Here is a 17908-nt window from a genome sequence, read left to right as displayed (position 1 = left end):
CGGGGTGGACAGGCCTGGCCAAAACAACCAATCCATATAAATAAATTGGTATCAACAAACTTGGCACACTATTGAGTTCTCAAACAACAGACACATTCGAATACTTCTCAAACAAATATTTGAATTCCGATGAATTCTTTGTTAGTATTTCTTCGCTGCGATGTTTCTAGCTTATTTCATTCATTTCCACTTTGCAAATCCGGATATTCTCCAGAAATTCACTCGGTGGAATGAATCCGCCCAGCAAAACTTGAAGCAATTTTCATCTCTGCGCCTTGCGCATGAAGAATTGCTTCTCATTTGTAGGGGGTCTGTCACCACTCAGCGGCGGCGACTCAGAAAACAATACACGCTCCTCCCCGGCCGTGCAAATCGGCCGGAGAGGAGCGTGCGGTTGACTCCTGGAGACTGCTAGTTCGAGGAGAGTTCTACTTCCACGGTCGAAAGATTCTTCTTCCCCCGGCGCAGCAGCAGGTAGCGCCCGTGCAGGAGTTCGGTACCTGGAATGACGGCGTCGGGATCAGTCACCTTGGTGTTGTTCACATAGGCGCCGCCTTCACCCACGGTCCGGCGGGCAGCCGACTTGCTGTCCGAAAGCCCGGAGGCCACGAGCAGGTCAACGATGCCGAGGCCATCGGCGTTAATGCGGGTCAAAGGCAGTTCAGCGGTTGCGGCCGCAAGGGTGCGCTCGTCCAGAGCCGCGAGGTCCCCGCCACCGAACAGTGCCGCCGAGGCGGCGATGACCTTCTCAGTTGCTTCCACGCCATGGACAAGCGAGGTCACTTCGAACGCAAGCCTCCGCTGGCCCTCCCGTGCAAACGGACGTTCGGCAATGGAAACTTCCAAGGCTTCGATTTCGGCGCGGGTCAGGAAAGTGAAGACCTTCAGCCTCGCCGCAACGTCGGCATCGGCCGTGTTAAGCCAGAACTGGTAGAAGGCGTACGGGCTGCACATCTCCGGATCGAGCCAGATGGCGTTGCCTTCGCTCTTGCCGAACTTAGTTCCGTCCGAATTGGTGATGAGCGGTGTGCCGAGTGCGTGCACGTGCTTTCCTTCAACCTTGCGGATGAGTTCGGTGCCGCTGGTGAGGTTGCCCCATTGGTCCGATCCTCCAGTCTCCAGGACGCAACCGTAGTCCCGGAAGAGCTGCAGGTAGTCCATCCCCTGAAGGATCTGGTAACTGAACTCGGTGTAGCTGATGCCTTCATCCGAGCTGAGGCGGGAGGCAACGGCGTCCTTGCGGAGCATGGTGCCGACACGGAAGTGCTTTCCGATTTCGCGGAGGAAGTCGATCGCGCTCAGCGGGGCGGTCCAGTCCAGGTTGTTGACCATCCTGGCGGCGTTTTCGCCTTCGAAGCTCAGGAAGCGGCGGACCTGTGCCTGGAGGTACCCGACCCACTCGGAAACAGTGTCCTTGGTGTTCAGGGTCCGTTCCGCCGTCGGCCGCGGATCACCGATGAGGCCTGTCGACCCGCCAACGAGGCCCAGGGGCTTATGCCCGGCCAGCTGGAGCCGGCGCATGAGGAGCAACTGCACGAGGTTGCCCAGGTGCAGGCTGGGTGCTGTGGGGTCGAACCCGCAGTAATAGGTGATCGGGTCCCCGGCGAGCAGCTTCTCCAGTTCCACTTCATCAGTGGAAACGTGGACCAGGCCGCGCCAGTTGAGCTCTTGCCAGATGTTGGCAAAGCTCGGATCGTTCTGCTGGGACTCGAGATCATTTAGTTGGGACACGTGATCTAAGTTAGCAGGATTGGCTGGTCCCCAGCGCAGCGTGACAAGTCCGGCCAGCGCAGCGCGGCGGTGCCGCCGGGGCGGCAGGAGGCCGGTAGGTCCGGTCCTCCCGCCATCGGGGATTAGCGTTCGATGCCTGCCGGCACCGGGGCGGCTGCGATCAGCCGCAGCCGCTGCGTCGGCCGGGTCATGGCAACGTAAAGGTCGCCTACCCGTCCGTGCTCATGGTTGAGCATCATGGCCGGCTCCAGCACCACAACGCCGTCGAACTCCAGGCCCTTGGCTTCCCTCGGACTGATGACGACAATGTCCTGCTCGTAACTGCCGGCACCGGTACCGACGCGCCGGCCGTAGGCGGCGCGCAGCGCCGACGTGGCCTGCGGCAGCAGTTCGCCGTCGGCAATCACGGCGAGCAAGCCGCCGTCGAGCGCGTCCAGCTCGTCCGGGAGGACCTCCACGAGCCGGCTGACCACGGAACCGTCATCCACGCGGTCAATGATCGGCGACCAGCGGCCTTCACGGACGGCCTTGGGGGCCGAAACAACCAACCCTGCAGCGGTGGCCATCCTGGCCGCGGCTTCAGCGATCTGTGACGGAGTGCGGTAGTTGACCGTCAGTTCCTCGAGCTGCCAGCGGTCGCCGAACATCGGCTCCAGCGCGCCCTGCCAGGAATTGGCGCCCGCGACGGAACTGGTCTGGGCGATGTCACCGACGATCGTGAACGACTTCAACGGGCAGCGCCGGACCAGCAGGCGCCACTGCATCGGCGACAGTTCCTGGGCCTCGTCAACCACAATGTGCCCGAAGGCCCAGGTGCGGTCGCTGGTTGCCCGCTCCGCCGCAGTGAGCCGCGCTTCGCGCTCCTGGTTCTGGTCGACGAGTTCCTCGGCCGTCATCAGCACGTCCACGCCGGCGGTTTCCATGTTCACCAGCGTCTGCTTCGCGTTGGCGATGTCCCGTGCACGGTCGTGCTCCTGCTGGGCCAGTCCGCGGCCGGCCGCGGGATCAAGCTCGCCAAGCAGTTCGGCGGCTTCATCCAGCAACGGCACGTCCGCTTCGGTCCACGGGCTGTCAGCCGGACGGCTTAGCAGGGCGCGTTCAGCGTCGGTGAGGTCAGGCGTACAGGCTTCCAGGATGGCAGGCTTGCTGAACAGCTCGGAGATGAGCTTTTCCGGTGTCATCGGCATCCAGCAGAGATTCAGTGCGATCCGGACATCGCGTGCCGTGCGGACGTCCTCGGCCAGATACGAGCGGTCGGCGTTGTTGCCGATGCTGCCGGCTTCCACCAGCTCGGTCATCTGTTCGGTCAGCTCGCGGAGCAGGATCTTCACGAACGTCACGCGCGCCTCGTTGTGCGGCTTGTGGGTGGCCCGGGCCTTTTCCCGCGCCCGGCGGACCTGCCGCGGGGTCAGGAGCAGCTTGCGGCCGTCCACGTCAAGGATCCGGTTCTCGGCCGGGATCCGCTGCCGGTTGGACACCGCATTCGCCACCACCTCGGCCATGGACAGCCGTCCCTTGACCGCGGCGACGTCCGATTCCTGTTCCGGTACGGCGTTGATGCCCGGCATCAGCCGGCCGACGCTCGCCATAACGACGCCCGTCTCGCCGAGGGACGGCAGGACGCGCTCGATGTACTTCATGAACGACGACGACGGGCCCACAAGGAGCACACCGGCAGTCTTGAGCCGGTCGCGGTGGGTATAAAGCAGGTACGCGGCCCGGTGCAGTGCGACGGCGGTCTTGCCCGTTCCGGGGCCACCCTGAACGACGACGGCTCCGGAGATGGAGGAGCGGATGATCCTGTCCTGTTCGGACTGGATGGTGCCCACGATGTCCGACATGCGTCCGGTGCGCTTGGAGTTCAGGGCCGCCAGCAACGCGCCCTCACCCTGCAGCGATTCATTGTCGGCCAGCATGCCGGCGTCAAGGACGTCATCTTCAATGGCCTTGACCTGGCGGCCCTGCAGGATCAGGTGGCGGCGGCGGCGGACACCCTGGCGGTCGAAGGCCGTGGCCTGGTAGAAGTGCCCGGCTTCGGGTGCACGCCAGTCAACCATGAGCCGCTGGAGGTCATCCGTGGTCAGGCCGATACGGCCGATGTACTGGGCTTCCCCCGAGTCCAGGTCGAGGCGGCCGAACACCAGCCGGTCGTCCACAGCATCCAGCTGCGCCAGGCGGTCCTCATAGAGGGCCGCGAACGCGTCCCGTTCGGAAACGTTCTGCATGGTTCCCACGGCTCCGGCACGGCGGACCTGGGCCAGTTGAGTGCGCTTTTCCTCGCGCAACTCATCGAGGCGGGCATACAGTCCAGCAACGTAGTCCCGTTCATGGGCCAAATCAGCGTCGAACATCGAGACTTTCCCCTATCGCAAAAGACGGACCGTCCATTCTACAACCATTTTGATGAACGCGCCCGAAACATTTAGTTTCGCCGTTTCCGGCGCCACACTCGGCCCGGCCGGACTCCCCGCAGCACCGGTCCCGGCAGGACCACGTCAGATCCGGATGAGTGAGCGGACACGGTGGCCGGTAAGTGCCGAACGCCCACGAAGCTCGCCGAGCTCCATGACCACACCCACCCCGGCAACGTGGATTCCGCAGCGTTCGAACAGCCTCGTGGCGGCGCCGAGCGTGCCACCGGTGGCCAGGACGTCGTCGAGAATCAGTACACGGCTTCCGGCCGGCAGGTCGGTGGTGTGCAGTTCAAGCGTCGCGGTGCCGTACTCCAGCGCGTAGTCCTCCGCGACCACCTTGCGAGGGAGTTTGCCGGCTTTCCGGACTGTGATGACGCCCGTGTTGGTGGCGTAGGCGGCAGCGGCTGCCAGCAGGAAGCCGCGGGCCTCAACTCCGGCGACGGCGTCGAACTGTCCTTTGAACGGCTCAACCAGTGCGTCCACAACCGCGTGCAGCGCCGCACCGTTGGCAAAGACGGGCGTCAGGTCCTTGAACACGATTCCGGGCTTGGGGTAGTCCGGCACCGTGGCGCACAGGCTGTTGATCAGCTGGTCCACGGGAACGCTTCTTCTGGCTTGGCCCGGCTCGCTTTGATTCACGCATCCACCCTATGCCGGTGGCGGCCATTCTTCACGGTCCGCCCCGTGCAGCATCGGCGCCCACACCCGTGGAGCAGCGGCGCCTAAACCGGACGGGCTTTCGCGGCCTTGTAACGCGAGACCGTGGGATCACCGGTCAGCCAGTACCGCCACGGATAGGCGTGGCTGCCGCCCGCACCTGAAACCCCGACGCGCGGCCCCGTGCTGATGTCGCGTGCCCGTGACACCGGCAGCTCCAGCCTGAACGGTTCGCTGAGGGCGTCCCGGCCGCTGTCCGCCGTCGTCAGTCCCAGCGCCGTGGCCAGCCGGGCAGGCCCGCTGGCCAGGTCCTTGGGGGATTTCGACGTCGGACGCCTGGCGCGGGCAAGTTCCTCGCCACCCACTATTTCCCCGCCGCGGAGCAGGAGCGCAGAGGCAACGCCCGGCGGTCCACAGACAATGTTGGCGCAGTAGTGCATCCCGTAAGTGAAGTAGACATACAGGTGCCCGGCCGGTCCGAACATGGGCTTGTTGCGGCCAGTGGGTCCGCGGAAGGTGTGCGAACCGGGGTCCGGGTGCTGCGAGTCATGCGGACCGAGGTAGGCCTCCACCTCGGTGATCCGCACCGAGACCGAACCCTCGGGACTGGCGTAGCTGAGCACGGCGCCCAGCAGCTGTGGCGCCACGTGCCGGGCGTCCCCGGACAGCAGCTGACGCACGGAGTGTTCGTGTCCGGCTCGTGGCGGGCTGCTGCTCATGCATCGACTTTAACAAGGTCGCCTTAACCAAGCCGCCACGGCCGTGTCCGATTTCCGCTAGCACCGGGTGCGCCGAGCTGACAGGATGGAGCCATGGACTTCTGGCAGCGCTACCGGGCAATCGATGCCCGCGACACCCGCTTCGACGGGCAGTTCTACACGGCTGTCCGGACCACGGGCATCTACTGCCGTCCGTCGTGCCCGGCCAGGACGCCGAAGGCGGAGAACGTCACGTTCTACGAAACCTCCGCTGCCGCCCATGACGCGGGGTACCGGGCGTGCAAGCGCTGCCTTCCGGAAGCAGTTCCGGGCACGCCCGCGTGGAACATCCGTTCCGACATTGCGGGCCGGGCCATGCGGCTCATCAACGACGGCGTGATCAACCGCGATGGCGTGGAGGGGCTGGCGTCGCGGCTCGGTTACTCCTCACGGCAGCTCAACCGGATCCTGAGCCACGAGCTGGGCGCCGGTCCGTTGTCCCTGGCACGGGCCAGCAGGGCGCAGACCGCCCGGACCCTTCTGGTGTCCACCCGGATGAAACTCGCCGACGTTGCCTTCGCGGCCGGGTTCAGCAGCGTCCGCCAGTTTAACGAAACCATCGGCGAGGTCTTCGCCATGACGCCGACAGCGCTGCGGGCCACCGCCCGCCACCACCGGGCACCGGCCGCCACCACGGCATTGACGCTCAGCCTGCCTTACCGTGAACCGTTCGATCCGGGCATCTTCGACTTCCTCGCGGTCCGGTCCATCCCCGGGATCGAGACCGGCACAGCAACCTCCTACGCCAGGACCCTGCGGCTCCCCCACGCCGATGCCCGCTTCAGCGTTGAGTACGACGACGGCGCCCCGGGGCGGCCCCTGATCCTCACCATCGGGGCGGTGGACCTGCGGGACCTGCCGTCACTGCTGAGCAGGGTCCGGCGGCTCCTGGACCTCGATGCCGACCCGGTGGCCATCGACAGCGCGCTTTCAACCGACCCTCGGCTGGCGCCGGCGGTAACGACCCTGCCCGGCATGCGGATGCCCGGGGCTGTGGATCCGCAGGAGCTGCTGATCCGGGCCATGATCGGACAGCAGATCACCGTCGCGGCTGCCCGGACCGCGCTGACCCAGCTGTCCGCCTGCGGAAGCGAGAGCCTGGTGCCCGCGGACGGCCTGCACCGGCTGTTCCCCACGGCCGCCCAGATCGCCGACCCCGGCTTCGGCCTGCTGCGTGGTCCGCAGCGGCGGATCGATTCCGTCCGTACCGCCGCTGCCGCGATGGCCTCCGGCCACCTGGAATTCGGCTACGGCGACGACCTCGCCGGGCTGCAGGCCAAGCTCCTCCCGCTCCCCGGGGTGGGGCCGTGGACCGTGGGATACGTGGCCATGCGGGTGATCGGTGCCCCGGACGTGTTCCTGGCCAACGACGCCGCGGTGAAAAACGGGATCCTTGCGCTCGACGCTGCAACACAGGAGGACCACCACCGGCTGCCCGGCGAACACACCCCGGACTTCACCGAGGTACGCCCCTGGCGTTCGTATGCCACCATGCACCTCTGGCGCGCCGCGGCCCTGCGCACCTGGCCCAAACCCAAGCTGCCGGCAGGCACGCTGTCTGCCGTTCCGGCAGGTTGACCCGAAAGACGTGACCCAAAAAGACGTGACCCACGAAGACTCAACCCAAGGAAGCAAAGCCATGAAAGCCGTACTGCTGACCATGTCCACTCCGGACGGCCCGTTCACCATCATTGCCCGCGACGGTGCCGTCCTGGCGTCCGGCTGGACCGCGGAGCCGGCGGAGCTGACGGGCCAGATCCATCCTGAACTGCTGCCGGATGAGTTCGTTCCGGTTCTTGGGCTGGGCGAAATTTCTGACGCCGTGGATGCTTTCTACGCCGGCGATCCGGAGCCCGCCATGCGGGTGCCGGTGCTGCAGAAGTCCGGGCCGTTCCGCAGCCACGCCTGGGACGTGCTCCGGACGGTGAGCCCCGGACGGCCGGTGACCTATACCGAATACGCTGAACTGTCCGGGAACCCGAAGGCTGTCCGCGCCGCGGCCAGCGCGTGTGCCTTCAACGCTGCAGCCCTGTTCGTGCCGTGCCACCGCGTGGTGCGGACGGACGGGACCCTGGGCGGATTCAGGTGGGGGCTCACGGTCAAGGAGAGCCTGCTGGGACGGGAAAAACGCTGACGCCGGCGGCGTGCGCTGCCGGCTATTTGGTGATCGGAACGCCCGAGGGCCAGGGCAGGAGCTCCGGAAGGTCAACACCGTCCGCCGCAGCGGACGCGCGCAAGCTGCCCAGCGAAGGCTCGCGTCCCGCCAGCCAGGCGGCGATGTCGGTCAGCATTCCGTTGATGACGGTGGACCGGTTTCCCGTGCCAATGCTCACCGGCGGCAGGCCCAGGGGCTGGAGGACGAACTTCTGCCCCTCCGGCACGCGGGCGGCCAGGAATCCGAACAGCTGCTCGCAGAACGTGCGGCTCCAGGTTTCCGGCCCGAGTCCGGTGTTGAGGTCCGAGGTGTGGATCACGAGTTCCCGCCACAGGGCGGCACCGCCGTCCAGCACTACTCCGCCACGGTAGGAAATCGGTGCCTGCCAGCCGGCAGCATCCAAGGAATCGAAGGCCCTCAGTGCCCGTTCCAGCGCAGAGTCCAAATCGGCACGGTGTTGCGCCAAGGTGTGCCCGGCCGCCATCTCGATGGCCTTCGTGCGGCCCTCATGGCCGCCGTCGTAGAGATCCACCGTCTCCCCGCGGTCGGCGAATTCGAGTTGCCGGGCCATGGCGTTCGAGATCCCGGTGATGTGCGCCAGGACGTGCCCACGTGTCCAGCCGGGCAGCGTGGACGATGCCGTGACATCGGCTTCGGTGAGTTTGCCGGCCTGGGAGGCAACGACGTCGGCAGCTTTGTGGAGTTCGGTGAGCAGTGCGTCCGGTGTGATTGCGGTCATACGGCAATCGTAGCGGACAGTTAATCTGACTTAACGCAGCCCGTGCTCCCGGCCCGGACCGTAGCGGTGGCGCACGTGGCGGCGGTCGTGGCGGGCCTGCCAGAACTCGATCTCCACTGGCTGGATCGCATAGAGCTGCCAGTCCGGGTTCCGGCTGCCGTCCGCCGCGGGCCGGGCGTCCCAGTCCGCCGCCGAAGCCTCCGCGGAAAGCTCCACGACGAGGCCGGCCACACGGACCTGCCTGCCTTGCAACGGCCAGTAGAAATTCAGCGCAGCCTTCGGGTTCGCTGCGAGTTCCCGCCCCTTGCGTGAGGTGCGGGACGTCGCGATGTGCCAGCCGACGTCGTCGATGTCCTTCAGGATCAGCATCCGGGACGACGGTTGCGCCCCGGCACCCACGGTGGCCAGGCTGCACGCGTGGGGTTGCGGCTCCCCCGCGGCCAGGGCCTCCCCAAGCCACCGCCGGAACAGTTCGGCCGGGTCCGCGGGGGCCGCCGCGGCGTCAAAATCCGGAAGATCCGCCGGGAAGTCCGGCAGGGCACGGAGGTACTGGCGGAAGAATTCACTCATGGCGCAATGGTAGCGGGGAGTTTTCGGTCGTTAACGCCCAACGCTCTCCCACTTTTCGCAGGAAAATCGGCGACGCTCTCTCACTTTCTTGAGGAAAGTGAGAGAGCGTTGGCCAAAAAGCTGCAGGAAGTGAGAGAGCGTGCGGCTGTTAGCCGGTGTACTCCCGCACGCCGGCAAGCTCTGCTTCCAGCGCGAGCAGCTGGCGCTCGACGGCGGCAGGTGCCGTGCCGCCCTGGGAGTTGCGGCTGTTGAGTGAACCTTCGGTGGACAGGACCGTGCGGACCTCCGGCGTCAGGTGCTCGGAGATCGCGGCGAATTCCCCATCCGTGAGGTCCCACAGCTCAACATTCCGGCTTTCGGCCTGCTTGACCGCTGCTCCGGAGAGCTCGTGCGCCTCGCGGAACGGAACGCCCTGGCGGACCAGCCATTCGGCAATATCCGTGGCCAGCGCGAAGCCCTGCGGTGCCAGCGATTCCATCCGTTCGGTGTTGAACTTCAGCGTCGCGATCATGCCGGAGACTGCCGGGAGCAGGACTTCCAGCGTGTCGGCGGCGTCGAAAACCGGCTCCTTGTCCTCCTGCAGGTCGCGGTTGTACGCGAGCGGCAGGCCCTTGAGCGTGGCCAGCAGCCCGGTTAGGTTGCCGATCAGCCGGCCGGCCTTCCCGCGTGCCAGTTCAGCCACATCCGGGTTTTTCTTCTGCGGCATGATCGAGGACCCGGTGGAGTAGGAATCGTGCAGGGTGACGAAGGAGAATTCCTTCGTGGCCCACAGGATGACTTCCTCCGAGACCCGGGACAGGTCAACACCGATCATGGCGGTGACCCAGGCGAACTCGGCGAAGACGTCGCGCGAGGCGGTGCCGTCGATCGAGTTGTGCGTTGCCGAGAAGAAGCCCAGGTCCGCGGCCACAGCCTCGGGGTCCAGGCCCAGCGAGGAGCCTGCGAGGGCCCCCGAACCGTAGGGCGAAACGCCTGCGCGCTTGTCCCAGTCCTGCAGCCGCTGCACATCGCGCAGCAACGCCCAGGCGTGGGCCAGCAGGTGGTGGCTGAGCAGGACCGGCTGGGCGTGCTGGAGGTGGGTCCGGCCGGGCATGGCCACGCCCTGGTGCGCCTTGGCCTGGTCCACCAGCGCCTCGATCGTTGCCAGCACGCCGCGGGCAATGATCCGGGCGTGGTCACGCAGGAACATCCGTCCCAGCGTGGCCACCTGGTCGTTGCGCGACCGCCCGGCGCGGAGCTTGCCGCCCAGTTGGGTGCCGGCGCGCTCGATGAGCCCGCGTTCCAGCGAGCCGTGGACGTCCTCATCGGACTCCGCGGGCAGGTAGGCGCCGGAGGCAACATCCGCGTCCAGCTGTGTCAGGGCAGCGAGCATACCTTCGAGCTCGGCATCGTCCAGCAGCCCGGCCTTGTGCAGCACGCGGGCGTGCGCCTTGGATCCGGCGATGTCATAGCGGGCCAGCCGCCAGTCAAAGTGGGTGGACTTGCTCAGGGCCGCCAGGGCGTCCGCGGGGCCGCCGGCAAACCGGCCGCCCCACAGCGCGCCCGTGTTGGTGGCTTCGGATTTTTGCTCAGCCACAGGGGCTACTTTCCTGCGACGCGGATGTCGCGGCCGGAGGCAACCTTCGCGGACATGCCCCACAGCTCGATGAAGCCGCGGGCCATCGACTGGTCGAAGGTGTCGCCGGTGTCGTAAGTGGCGAGGTCGAAGTCGTACAGCGAGGTCTCGGAGCGGCGTCCGTTGACGATCGCCTGGCCGCCGTGCAGGGTCATGCGGATGTCGCCGGAGACGTACTTCTGGGTGTCCTCGATAAAGGCGTCCAGTGAACGCTTGAGCGGGGAGAACCACTGGCCGTCGTAGACCAGTTCGGACCAGCGCTGGCCGACACTGGCCTTGAAGCGGGCCTGCTCGCGCTCAACGGTGATGTCCTCGAGGTGCTTGTGCGCGGTGATCAGCGCCATGGCGCCCGGAGCTTCGTAGATCTCGCGGGACTTGATGCCGACGAGGCGGTCCTCGACAACGTCGATGCGGCCCACGCCCTGGGCGCCGGCGCGCCGGTTGAGTTCCTTGATGGCCTGCAGCGGGGTGACCTTGACGCCGTCGATCGCTACCGGAACACCGGCTTCGAAGGAGATGGTGACCTCATCCGGTGCCGGCGGGAATTCCGGGGTGGCGGTGTAGTCGTAGATGTCCTTGGTGGGGGCGTTCCAGATGTCCTCGAGGTAGCCGGTTTCGACGGCGCGGCCCCAGACGTTCTGGTCGATCGAGTACGGGTTCTTCTTGGTGGTCTCGATCGGCAGTCCCTTTTCCTCGGCGAAGGCGATGGCCTTGTCGCGGGTCAGGGCAAGGTCGCGGACCGGGGCGATGCACTTCAGGTCCGGGCCGAGGGTCTGGATGCCGACTTCGAAGCGGACCTGGTCGTTGCCCTTGCCGGTGCAGCCGTGGGCCACGGTGGTGGCGCCGAATTCGCGGGCGGCCTTGACCAGGTGCTTGACGATCACCGGGCGGGAGATCGCGGAGACCAGCGGGTAGTGGCCCTGGTAAAGGGCGTTGGCCTTCAGCGTGGGCATGCAGTATTCGTTGGCGAACTCATCGCTGGCGTCGGCCACGTAGGCTTCGACGGCGCCGCAGCCCAGCGCGCGCTGGCGGATGGTCTCCAGCGACTCGCCGCCCTGTCCGACGTCGACCGCCACGGCGATGACCTCGGCGCCGGTGGCTTCGCCGATCCAGCCGATGGCAACGGAAGTATCCAGGCCACCGGAGTAGGCCAGAACAATACGCTCAGTCACGGAAATGCTCCTTAGTTGTTTGGTGATGCTTGATGTCTGATGAAAGTTGTTGGTGAAGCTGTCTGCTAAGAGCCTGTCACATCGCTGTGGCGGGCCCAATCCCGCGGCGTTCCGCCGGCTACTGGCTGCCGGCTTCCTCGGCGAAGTGCAGGAAACGGGCGGCCACCTCCGCGCCGCCCACCGGGTCCCGCGTGACAAGCAGCACGGTGTCATCCCCGGCGATGCTCCCCAGGATGGAGGGCATGACCGAATGGTCGATGGCCAGGGCGAGGAAGTTCGCCGCTCCCGGCGGCGTCCTGAGCACCACGATGTTCGCCGAAGCTTCGGCCGTGACGAGCAGTTCGCCGCACAGCCGGGCAAGGCGGGCGTCCAGGATCTCCTGCGTGACGCCGGACTTGGCCGCACGCTCCCCGCCCTCCCCCGGAACGGCGTAAACCAGCACGCCGTCCTTGCCGCGGACCCGGACTGCGCCGAGCTCCACGAGATCTCGGGACAGCGTGGCCTGGGTGACCTGGACGCCGTCGTCCGCCAGCAGCGCGGCAAGCTCCGCCTGCGAGCGGACCGACTCACCGGTCAGGATCGCGGTAATCCGCGCCAGCCTGGCCGTTTTGGTGGCGGGGCTCGGGCCCTGCGCCGCCGGGGGGACGGACATTATCCGAGTCCCCCGACCGGTGCCAGCCCGTCAACAACGGCCAGGCCGGACCGGTGCATGAGCCAGGCCATCAGTGCCTTCTGGGCGTGCAGGCGGTTTTCCGCCTCGTCCCAGACGATCGACTGCGGGCCGTCAATGACTCCCGCGGAGATCTCATAGCCCCGGTACGCCGGCAGGCAGTGAAGCACGACTGCGTCAGGCGCCGCGAGCTGCATCGCCGCTTCGTCCACGGAGTAGTCGCGGAACAGCTGGAGCCTGGCTTCCTTCTCGGTCTCCTGGCCCATGGACACCCAGGTGTCGGTGGCGACGACGTCGGCACCCTTGAGCGCCTCCGCGGCGTCCGTGGTGATCAGGACCGAGCCGCCCGTTTCGGCTGCCCGCTCTTCCGCCGCAGCCACGATATCGGCGGACGGCAGGTAGCCGTCCGGGCCGGCGATGCGCACGTGCATCCCGGCTGTCACGCCGGCCAGCAGGTAGGAGTTCGCCATGTTGTTGGCGGAGTCGCCAAGATAGCTCATGGTGAGGCCCTTGAGCTCGCCCTTGTGTTCCTTGACGGCCAGCAGGTCCGCCAGCAGCTGGCAAGGGTGGTAGTCGTCGCACAGGGCGTTGATGACCGGGACCTTGGAATTTTCGGCCATGGCCACGAGCCCGGCGTGTGCGCCGGTCCGCCAGACGATGGTGGAGACCATGCGCTCCAGGACCTTGGCCGTGTCCTCCACCGATTCCTTGTGGCCGATCTGAGCCTCCCCCGGGTTGATGATCAGGGCGTTTCCGCCCATGTCCGCCACACCGGTGGCGAAGGAGACCCGGGTCCGGGTGGAGGTCTTGTCGAAGATGACGGCGACGGTTTTCCGTCCGCTGCCTTCAGCGGCGAACGGCTGGACGCTGTAGGGCGCGGCCTTCATGCGCACGGCGAGGTCCAGGACCTCGGCCTGCTCGGCCGGGGTGAGGTCGGTGTCCTTGAGGAAGTGACGGGTTGCGGAGCTGGTCACTGGGCATCCTTTGCGGTCTGGAGGAGCATGGGCAGTGCCTGGACGAAGCTGTCGGCCTGTTCGGCGGTCAGGATCAGCGGCGGGGCGAGGCGGATGGTCCGCGGACCGGGGCTGTTGACGATGAAACCGGCATCCAATCCCGCGGTGACCACGGCGGGCGCGACGTCCGCGTCCAGGTCAAAGCCGATCAGGAGGCCTTCGCCGCGCACTTCCGTGACGCCGTCCACCTCGGCCAGCTTCGAGCGAAGGCGTTCCCCCACACTACGGACGTTGTCCAGGACGCGCTGGCTCTCAATTGCGTGCAGCGTGGCCAGCGCGGCGGCTGTAGCCACCGGGTTCCCGCCGAACGTGGTGCCGTGCTGGCCGGCCGTCAGGAGTGCGGACGTCTCGGGGCCGAAGGTGACCAGCGCCCCGATCGGGAAGCCGCCGCCCAGGCCCTTGGCGAGGGTCACGGCGTCGGGCACGATCCCGGCGTCTTCACTGGCAAGCCATTTGCCGGTGCGGCCGATGCCGGTCTGGACTTCATCGAGGATCAGCAGTGCGCCTGCCTTCGTGGTGGCTTCGCGCGCGGCCTGCAGGTAGCCGGCGGGCAACGGCCGGACACCGGCTTCGCCCTGGATCGGTTCGAGGAAAACAGCCGCCGTCGTTTCATCGATGGCTTCCACGAGGGCGTCAACGTCCCCGAACGGGATGTGCACCACGCCGCCGGGCAGCGGTTCAAACGGCGCCCGGTACGCTTCCTTGGCGGTGAGCGCCAGGGCGCCCATGGTCCGGCCGTGGAAGGCGCCCTCGAGGGCTATGATCTTGGTCCGTGTCTTCCCGCTCCCATCGGCGCCGGCGCCGGAGTTGCGCCGCGCCAGCTTGAACGCGGCCTCGACGGCTTCGGTTCCGGAGTTCGCGAAGAACACCTTGGAACCGGCCGGTGCCTTGCTCAGTTCGAGCAGCTTTTCGGCCAGCGCGATCTGCGTGGGGCTGGTGAAGAAGTTGGAGACGTGGCCCAGGGTGGCCAGCTGGCTGGAAATCACCGACGTCACGAACGGGTGGGCGTGGCCCATGGCGTTCACGGCAATGCCGCCCAGCAGGTCCAGGTACTCCTTGCCGTCCGCGTCCCAGACCAGGCATCCTGCGCCGCGGACCAGGACACGCTGCGGCGTGCCGAAGACGCCCATGAGTGACGAGGAGTACCGGGTCAGCCACTCGGCTCCGGTTGTGTGGCCACGGGTCTCCACCAGTTCGACCACCGGGGACTTTTCAATCTGGCTCATGCGTTCGTTTCCTCGTCCGGGACCACCTGCGTGCCAATGCCCGCGGCAGTGAATGTTTCCAGCAGCATGGAGTGCGGCAGGCGCCCGTCCACAATGTGCGCCCGCTCCACTCCTTCGTCGACCGCTTTCAGGCAGGCGGCCATCTTGGGGATCATGCCCGACTCAAGCCGCGGCAGCATCTCCCGCAGCTCCGACGCCGTCAGGGACGAGATGAGCGATGACCTGTCCGGCCAGTTCGCGTAGAGGCCCTCGACGTCGGTGAGGATGACCAGCTTGGAGGCGCCCAGGGCCGACGCGACGGCGGCCGCCGCGGTGTCCGCGTTGACGTTGAGGACCTGCCCGGTGGTCTGGAACCGGCGGGTTCCCTCCTCACTGCTGCCCTCGTCAATGATTTCCGGGGCAACAGTCGAAATCACCGGGATCCGGCCGGCCGCGAGGATATCAACGATGCCTTCCGGGTTGACGCCGACGACCTCGCCGACGAGGCCCAGGTCCACTTCTTCGCCGTCCACGACGGTTCCCGTGCGGACGGCGCGCAGCAGGCCGCCGTCCTCTCCGGACATGCCGACGGCGTAGGGGCCATGGGAATTGATGAGGCCCACGAGTTCGCGGCCCACCTGGCCGGTCAGCACCATGCGGACCACGTCCATGGCCTCGGGGGTGGTGACGCGGAGGCCGCCTTTGAATTCGGACTCGATGCCCAGGCGGCTGAGCATGGCGTTGATCTGCGGACCGCCGCCGTGCACCACGACGGGGTGGATTCCCACGTGGTGCAGGAACACCACGTCCTCAGCGAAGGCACGGCGGAGTTCTTCGTTGACCATGGCGTTGCCGCCGTACTTGATCACCATGGTGGAGCCGGCGAATCGCTGGATCCATGGCAGTGCCTCGATCAGCGTGCCGGCTTTGTCCTGGGCGTCGCTCATCGACGTGGTCTCGCGTGTCTGGGTGTTCATGCTGTCTCCCCGGAAGGTGGGTGCGCCACCTAGCTTGAGTAGGCGCTGTTTTCGTGGACGTAGTCGTGCGTGAGGTCGTTGGTCCAGATCGTGGCCTCGGCCTCTCCGGCCTGCAGGTCGATCTCCACGAGGACCTCGCGGGGCTCGAGGTCCACGAGGCTTCGGTCCTCGCCGATGCTTCCGTTCCGGCAGATCTGCACGCCGTTCATGGAAACGTTCAGCTGGTCCGGTTCGAATGCGGCATCGGTGGTGCCAACGGCGGAGAGCACGCGCCCCCAGTTGGGGTCCTTGCCGAAAATGGCCGCCTTGAACAGGTTGGAGCGGGCCACGGCGCGGCTGACGATCTCGGCGTCCTTTTCGCTGGCGGCGTTGAAAGTGCGGATCGCGATGTCGTGGCTGGCGCCCTCGGCGTCGCCGATCAGCTTGCGGGCCAGCTCGGCGCAGACCTGGGTCAGTCCGGCACCGAAGTCCTTGGCGGCGGGCACGGCACCCGAGGCGCCGGATGCCAGCAGCACCACGGTGTCGTTGGTGGACATGCAGCCGTCCGAGTCCGCCCGGTCAAAGGTGACCCGGGTGGCGTCGCGGAGCACGACGTCGAGCATTTCAGGCTGGACGTCCGCGTCGGTGGTGATGACCACCAGCATGGTGGCCAGCCCGGGAGCCAGCATGCCGGCGCCCTTGGCCATGCCGCCGATGGTGTACTCGTTGCCTTCGGTGTCCTTGCCGGTGAAGACGGCCTCCTTGGACACGGAATCCGTGGTCATGATCGCCGTGGCAGCAGCAGGGCCGCCGTCTGCGCTGAGGGCCGACTTCGCCGCACTGATCGCCGGGATGATCTTGTCCATGGGCAGCTGCTCGCCGATCAGGCCGGTGGAGCAGACAAAAATATCGGTGGCCGAGGCGCCCAGCACTTCGGCGGTCTTTTCCGCAGTGGCGTGGGTGTTCTGGAAGCCCTGCGGACCGGTGCAGGCGTTGGCGCCGCCCGAGTTGAGGATGACGGCGTCGACGCGGCCGTCCTTGACCACCTGGCGCGACCAGTGCACAGGGGCCGCGGCCACGCGGTTCGAGGTGAACACCGCCGCTGCCGCCTTCGAGGGGCCGTCGTTGACGACGAGGGCAAGGTCCGGGTTACCGGACGTCTTCAGTCCGGCTTTGACGCCGGTGGCCCGGAATCCCTTGGGTGCGGTAACGGTCACGGGGCAACTCCCTGCAGGTTGAGGCCGGCGGTTTCCGCCAGGCCAAGGGCGATATTCATGGACTGCACGGCGCCGCCGGCGGTCCCCTTGGTCAGGTTGTCGATGGCGCAAGTGACGATGACGCGGCCGGTGTGGGCGTCGAAGGCGAGCTGCATCACGGCGTGGTTGGAGCCTTGGACGGCCTTGGTGGCGGGCCACTGCCCTTCGGGGAGCAGGTGCACGAACGGCTCGTCGTCGTACGCCTCTTCCCAGGCGCTGCGCAGCTCTGCCGCCGTGACGCCGGGCTTCACCTTTGCCGTTGCGGTGGTGAGGATGCCCCGGCTCATCGGGGCAAGGGTGGGCGTGAAGGATACCGTCACGGCCTCGCCCGCGGCATTGCCCAGCCCCTGTTCAATCTCGGGGGTGTGGCGGTGGCCGCCACCCACGCCGTACGGGCTCATGGACCCCATGACCTCGGAGCCGATGAGGTTGACCTTCGCGGCTTTCCCGGCACCCGAGGTGCCCGAGGCAGCGACAATCACCACGTCGTCGGGCTGGAGGATGCCGCCGGCGAAGCCGGGCGTCAGGGCAAGCAGGGCCGACGTCGGGTAGCAGCCCGGTACGGCGATCCGCTTGGCTCCCTTGAGCCTTTCCCGCTGGCCCGGAAGTTCGGGCAGCCCGTAAGGCCACGTCCCGGCATGCGCGGAACCGTAGAACTTTTCCCAGGCGGCGGGGTCTTCCAGCCGGTGGTCGGCGCCGGCGTCGATCACTACCGTGCCCTCGGGCAACTGCGCCGCGATCTCGGCGGAGGCCCCGTGCGGCAGTGCCAGGAACACCACATCATGGCCTGAGAGGTTCTCCACGGTGGTGTCCTCAAGGATGCGGCTGGCCAAACCATGGAGATGCGGCTGCAATTCGCCTAGTCTGGAACCGGCGTTGCTGTGCGCTGTGATGGCGCCGATGGTGACGTCAGGGTGTCCGGCCAGGAGCCGAAGCACCTCGCCGCCGGCGTAACCGCTCGCACCGGAAACGGCAACAGAAATAGTCATGGGAACGA

At 66.8% G+C, this 17908-nt stretch carries 16 protein-coding genes; 2 read left to right on the top strand and 14 right to left on the bottom strand.

What is annotated here, in order from left to right; translation table 11 throughout:
• Nucleotides 1–411: 411 nt before the first annotated feature.
• From tyrS to AB0N24_RS21700, 4 genes are all read right to left on the bottom strand, one after another.
• A complete protein-coding gene (gene tyrS / locus AB0N24_RS21715; protein ID WP_364128885.1) occupies nt 412–1731 on the bottom strand; it encodes a tyrosine--tRNA ligase in 1320 nt (439 codons plus the stop codon).
• A gap of 122 nt (nt 1732–1853) precedes the next feature.
• A complete protein-coding gene (locus AB0N24_RS21710; protein ID WP_364128883.1) occupies nt 1854–4082 on the bottom strand; it encodes an AAA family ATPase in 2229 nt (742 codons plus the stop codon).
• 144 nt (nt 4083–4226) lie between these two features.
• Nucleotides 4227–4784 (bottom strand): adenine phosphoribosyltransferase, encoded by a 558-nt coding sequence (locus AB0N24_RS21705; protein WP_364128880.1) that lies wholly within the window; start codon nt 4782–4784, stop codon nt 4227–4229.
• An 83-nt stretch (nt 4785–4867) separates the two neighbouring features.
• Nucleotides 4868–5521, bottom strand: coding sequence for a DNA-3-methyladenine glycosylase (locus AB0N24_RS21700; protein ID WP_364128878.1), 654 nt, complete (start codon nt 5519–5521; stop codon nt 4868–4870).
• Between the two features lie 93 nt (nt 5522–5614).
• Between AB0N24_RS21700 and AB0N24_RS21695 the strand changes: the two genes are divergently transcribed.
• Together AB0N24_RS21695 and AB0N24_RS21690 are read left to right on the top strand one after the other, a co-directional pair.
• Nucleotides 5615–7138 carry an AlkA N-terminal domain-containing protein gene (locus AB0N24_RS21695; protein ID WP_364128875.1) on the top strand — a complete coding sequence of 508 codons (1524 nt, stop codon included), beginning with the start codon at nt 5615–5617 and terminating at the stop codon, nt 7136–7138.
• Between the two features lie 61 nt (nt 7139–7199).
• Nucleotides 7200–7694, top strand: coding sequence for a methylated-DNA--[protein]-cysteine S-methyltransferase (locus AB0N24_RS21690; protein WP_364128872.1), 495 nt, complete (start codon nt 7200–7202; stop codon nt 7692–7694).
• A gap of 22 nt (nt 7695–7716) precedes the next feature.
• Here AB0N24_RS21690 and AB0N24_RS21685 read toward each other — a convergent pair whose 3' ends face one another.
• The 10 genes from AB0N24_RS21685 to argC form a co-directional block, all read right to left on the bottom strand.
• A complete protein-coding gene (locus tag AB0N24_RS21685) occupies nt 7717–8454 on the bottom strand; it encodes a maleylpyruvate isomerase family mycothiol-dependent enzyme (protein ID WP_364128869.1) in 738 nt (245 codons plus the stop codon).
• Nucleotides 8455–8484: 30 nt separating this feature from the next.
• Nucleotides 8485–9024: a pyridoxamine 5'-phosphate oxidase family protein gene (locus AB0N24_RS21680; RefSeq protein ID WP_364128867.1), complete on the bottom strand. Its 540-nt coding sequence runs from the start codon at nt 9022–9024 to the stop codon at nt 8485–8487.
• A 148-nt stretch (nt 9025–9172) separates the two neighbouring features.
• Complete coding sequence (gene argH, locus AB0N24_RS21675) at nt 9173–10600, bottom strand: argininosuccinate lyase (protein ID WP_364128864.1); 1428 nt, start codon at nt 10598–10600, stop codon at nt 9173–9175.
• 5 nt (nt 10601–10605) lie between these two features.
• On the bottom strand, nt 10606–11811 hold the full coding sequence (locus tag AB0N24_RS21670; RefSeq protein WP_364128862.1) for an argininosuccinate synthase: 1206 nt from the start codon (nt 11809–11811) through the stop codon (nt 10606–10608).
• A 118-nt stretch (nt 11812–11929) separates the two neighbouring features.
• On the bottom strand, nt 11930–12463 hold the full coding sequence (locus AB0N24_RS21665) for an arginine repressor (protein WP_364128859.1): 534 nt from the start codon (nt 12461–12463) through the stop codon (nt 11930–11932).
• Nucleotides 12463–13455, bottom strand: coding sequence for an ornithine carbamoyltransferase (argF, locus tag AB0N24_RS21660; protein WP_364128856.1), 993 nt, complete (start codon nt 13453–13455; stop codon nt 12463–12465). Before argF ends, AB0N24_RS21665 begins: the two co-directional genes overlap by 1 nt.
• Nucleotides 13452–14720 carry an acetylornithine transaminase gene (locus tag AB0N24_RS21655; RefSeq protein ID WP_364128854.1) on the bottom strand — a complete coding sequence of 423 codons (1269 nt, stop codon included), beginning with the start codon at nt 14718–14720 and terminating at the stop codon, nt 13452–13454. Before AB0N24_RS21655 ends, argF begins: the two co-directional genes overlap by 4 nt.
• Nucleotides 14717–15676 (bottom strand): acetylglutamate kinase, encoded by a 960-nt coding sequence (gene argB / locus AB0N24_RS21650; RefSeq protein WP_104172435.1) that lies wholly within the window; start codon nt 15674–15676, stop codon nt 14717–14719. Before argB ends, AB0N24_RS21655 begins: the two co-directional genes overlap by 4 nt.
• 29 nt (nt 15677–15705) lie before the next feature.
• Nucleotides 15706–16872, bottom strand: a complete 1167-nt coding sequence (gene argJ, locus AB0N24_RS21645; RefSeq protein WP_364128851.1) for a bifunctional glutamate N-acetyltransferase/amino-acid acetyltransferase ArgJ — start codon at nt 16870–16872, stop codon at nt 15706–15708.
• Complete coding sequence (gene argC / locus AB0N24_RS21640; protein ID WP_364128848.1) at nt 16869–17900, bottom strand: N-acetyl-gamma-glutamyl-phosphate reductase; 1032 nt, start codon at nt 17898–17900, stop codon at nt 16869–16871. Before argC ends, argJ begins: the two co-directional genes overlap by 4 nt.
• Nucleotides 17901–17908 lie beyond the last annotated feature (8 nt).

Origin of the sequence: Arthrobacter sp. NPDC093128 (assembly GCF_040683875.1) — a bacterium.
In the GTDB taxonomy this organism is placed as follows: domain Bacteria; phylum Actinomycetota; class Actinomycetes; order Actinomycetales; family Micrococcaceae; genus Arthrobacter.
This window is presented reverse-complemented; position numbering and strand designations above follow the sequence as displayed.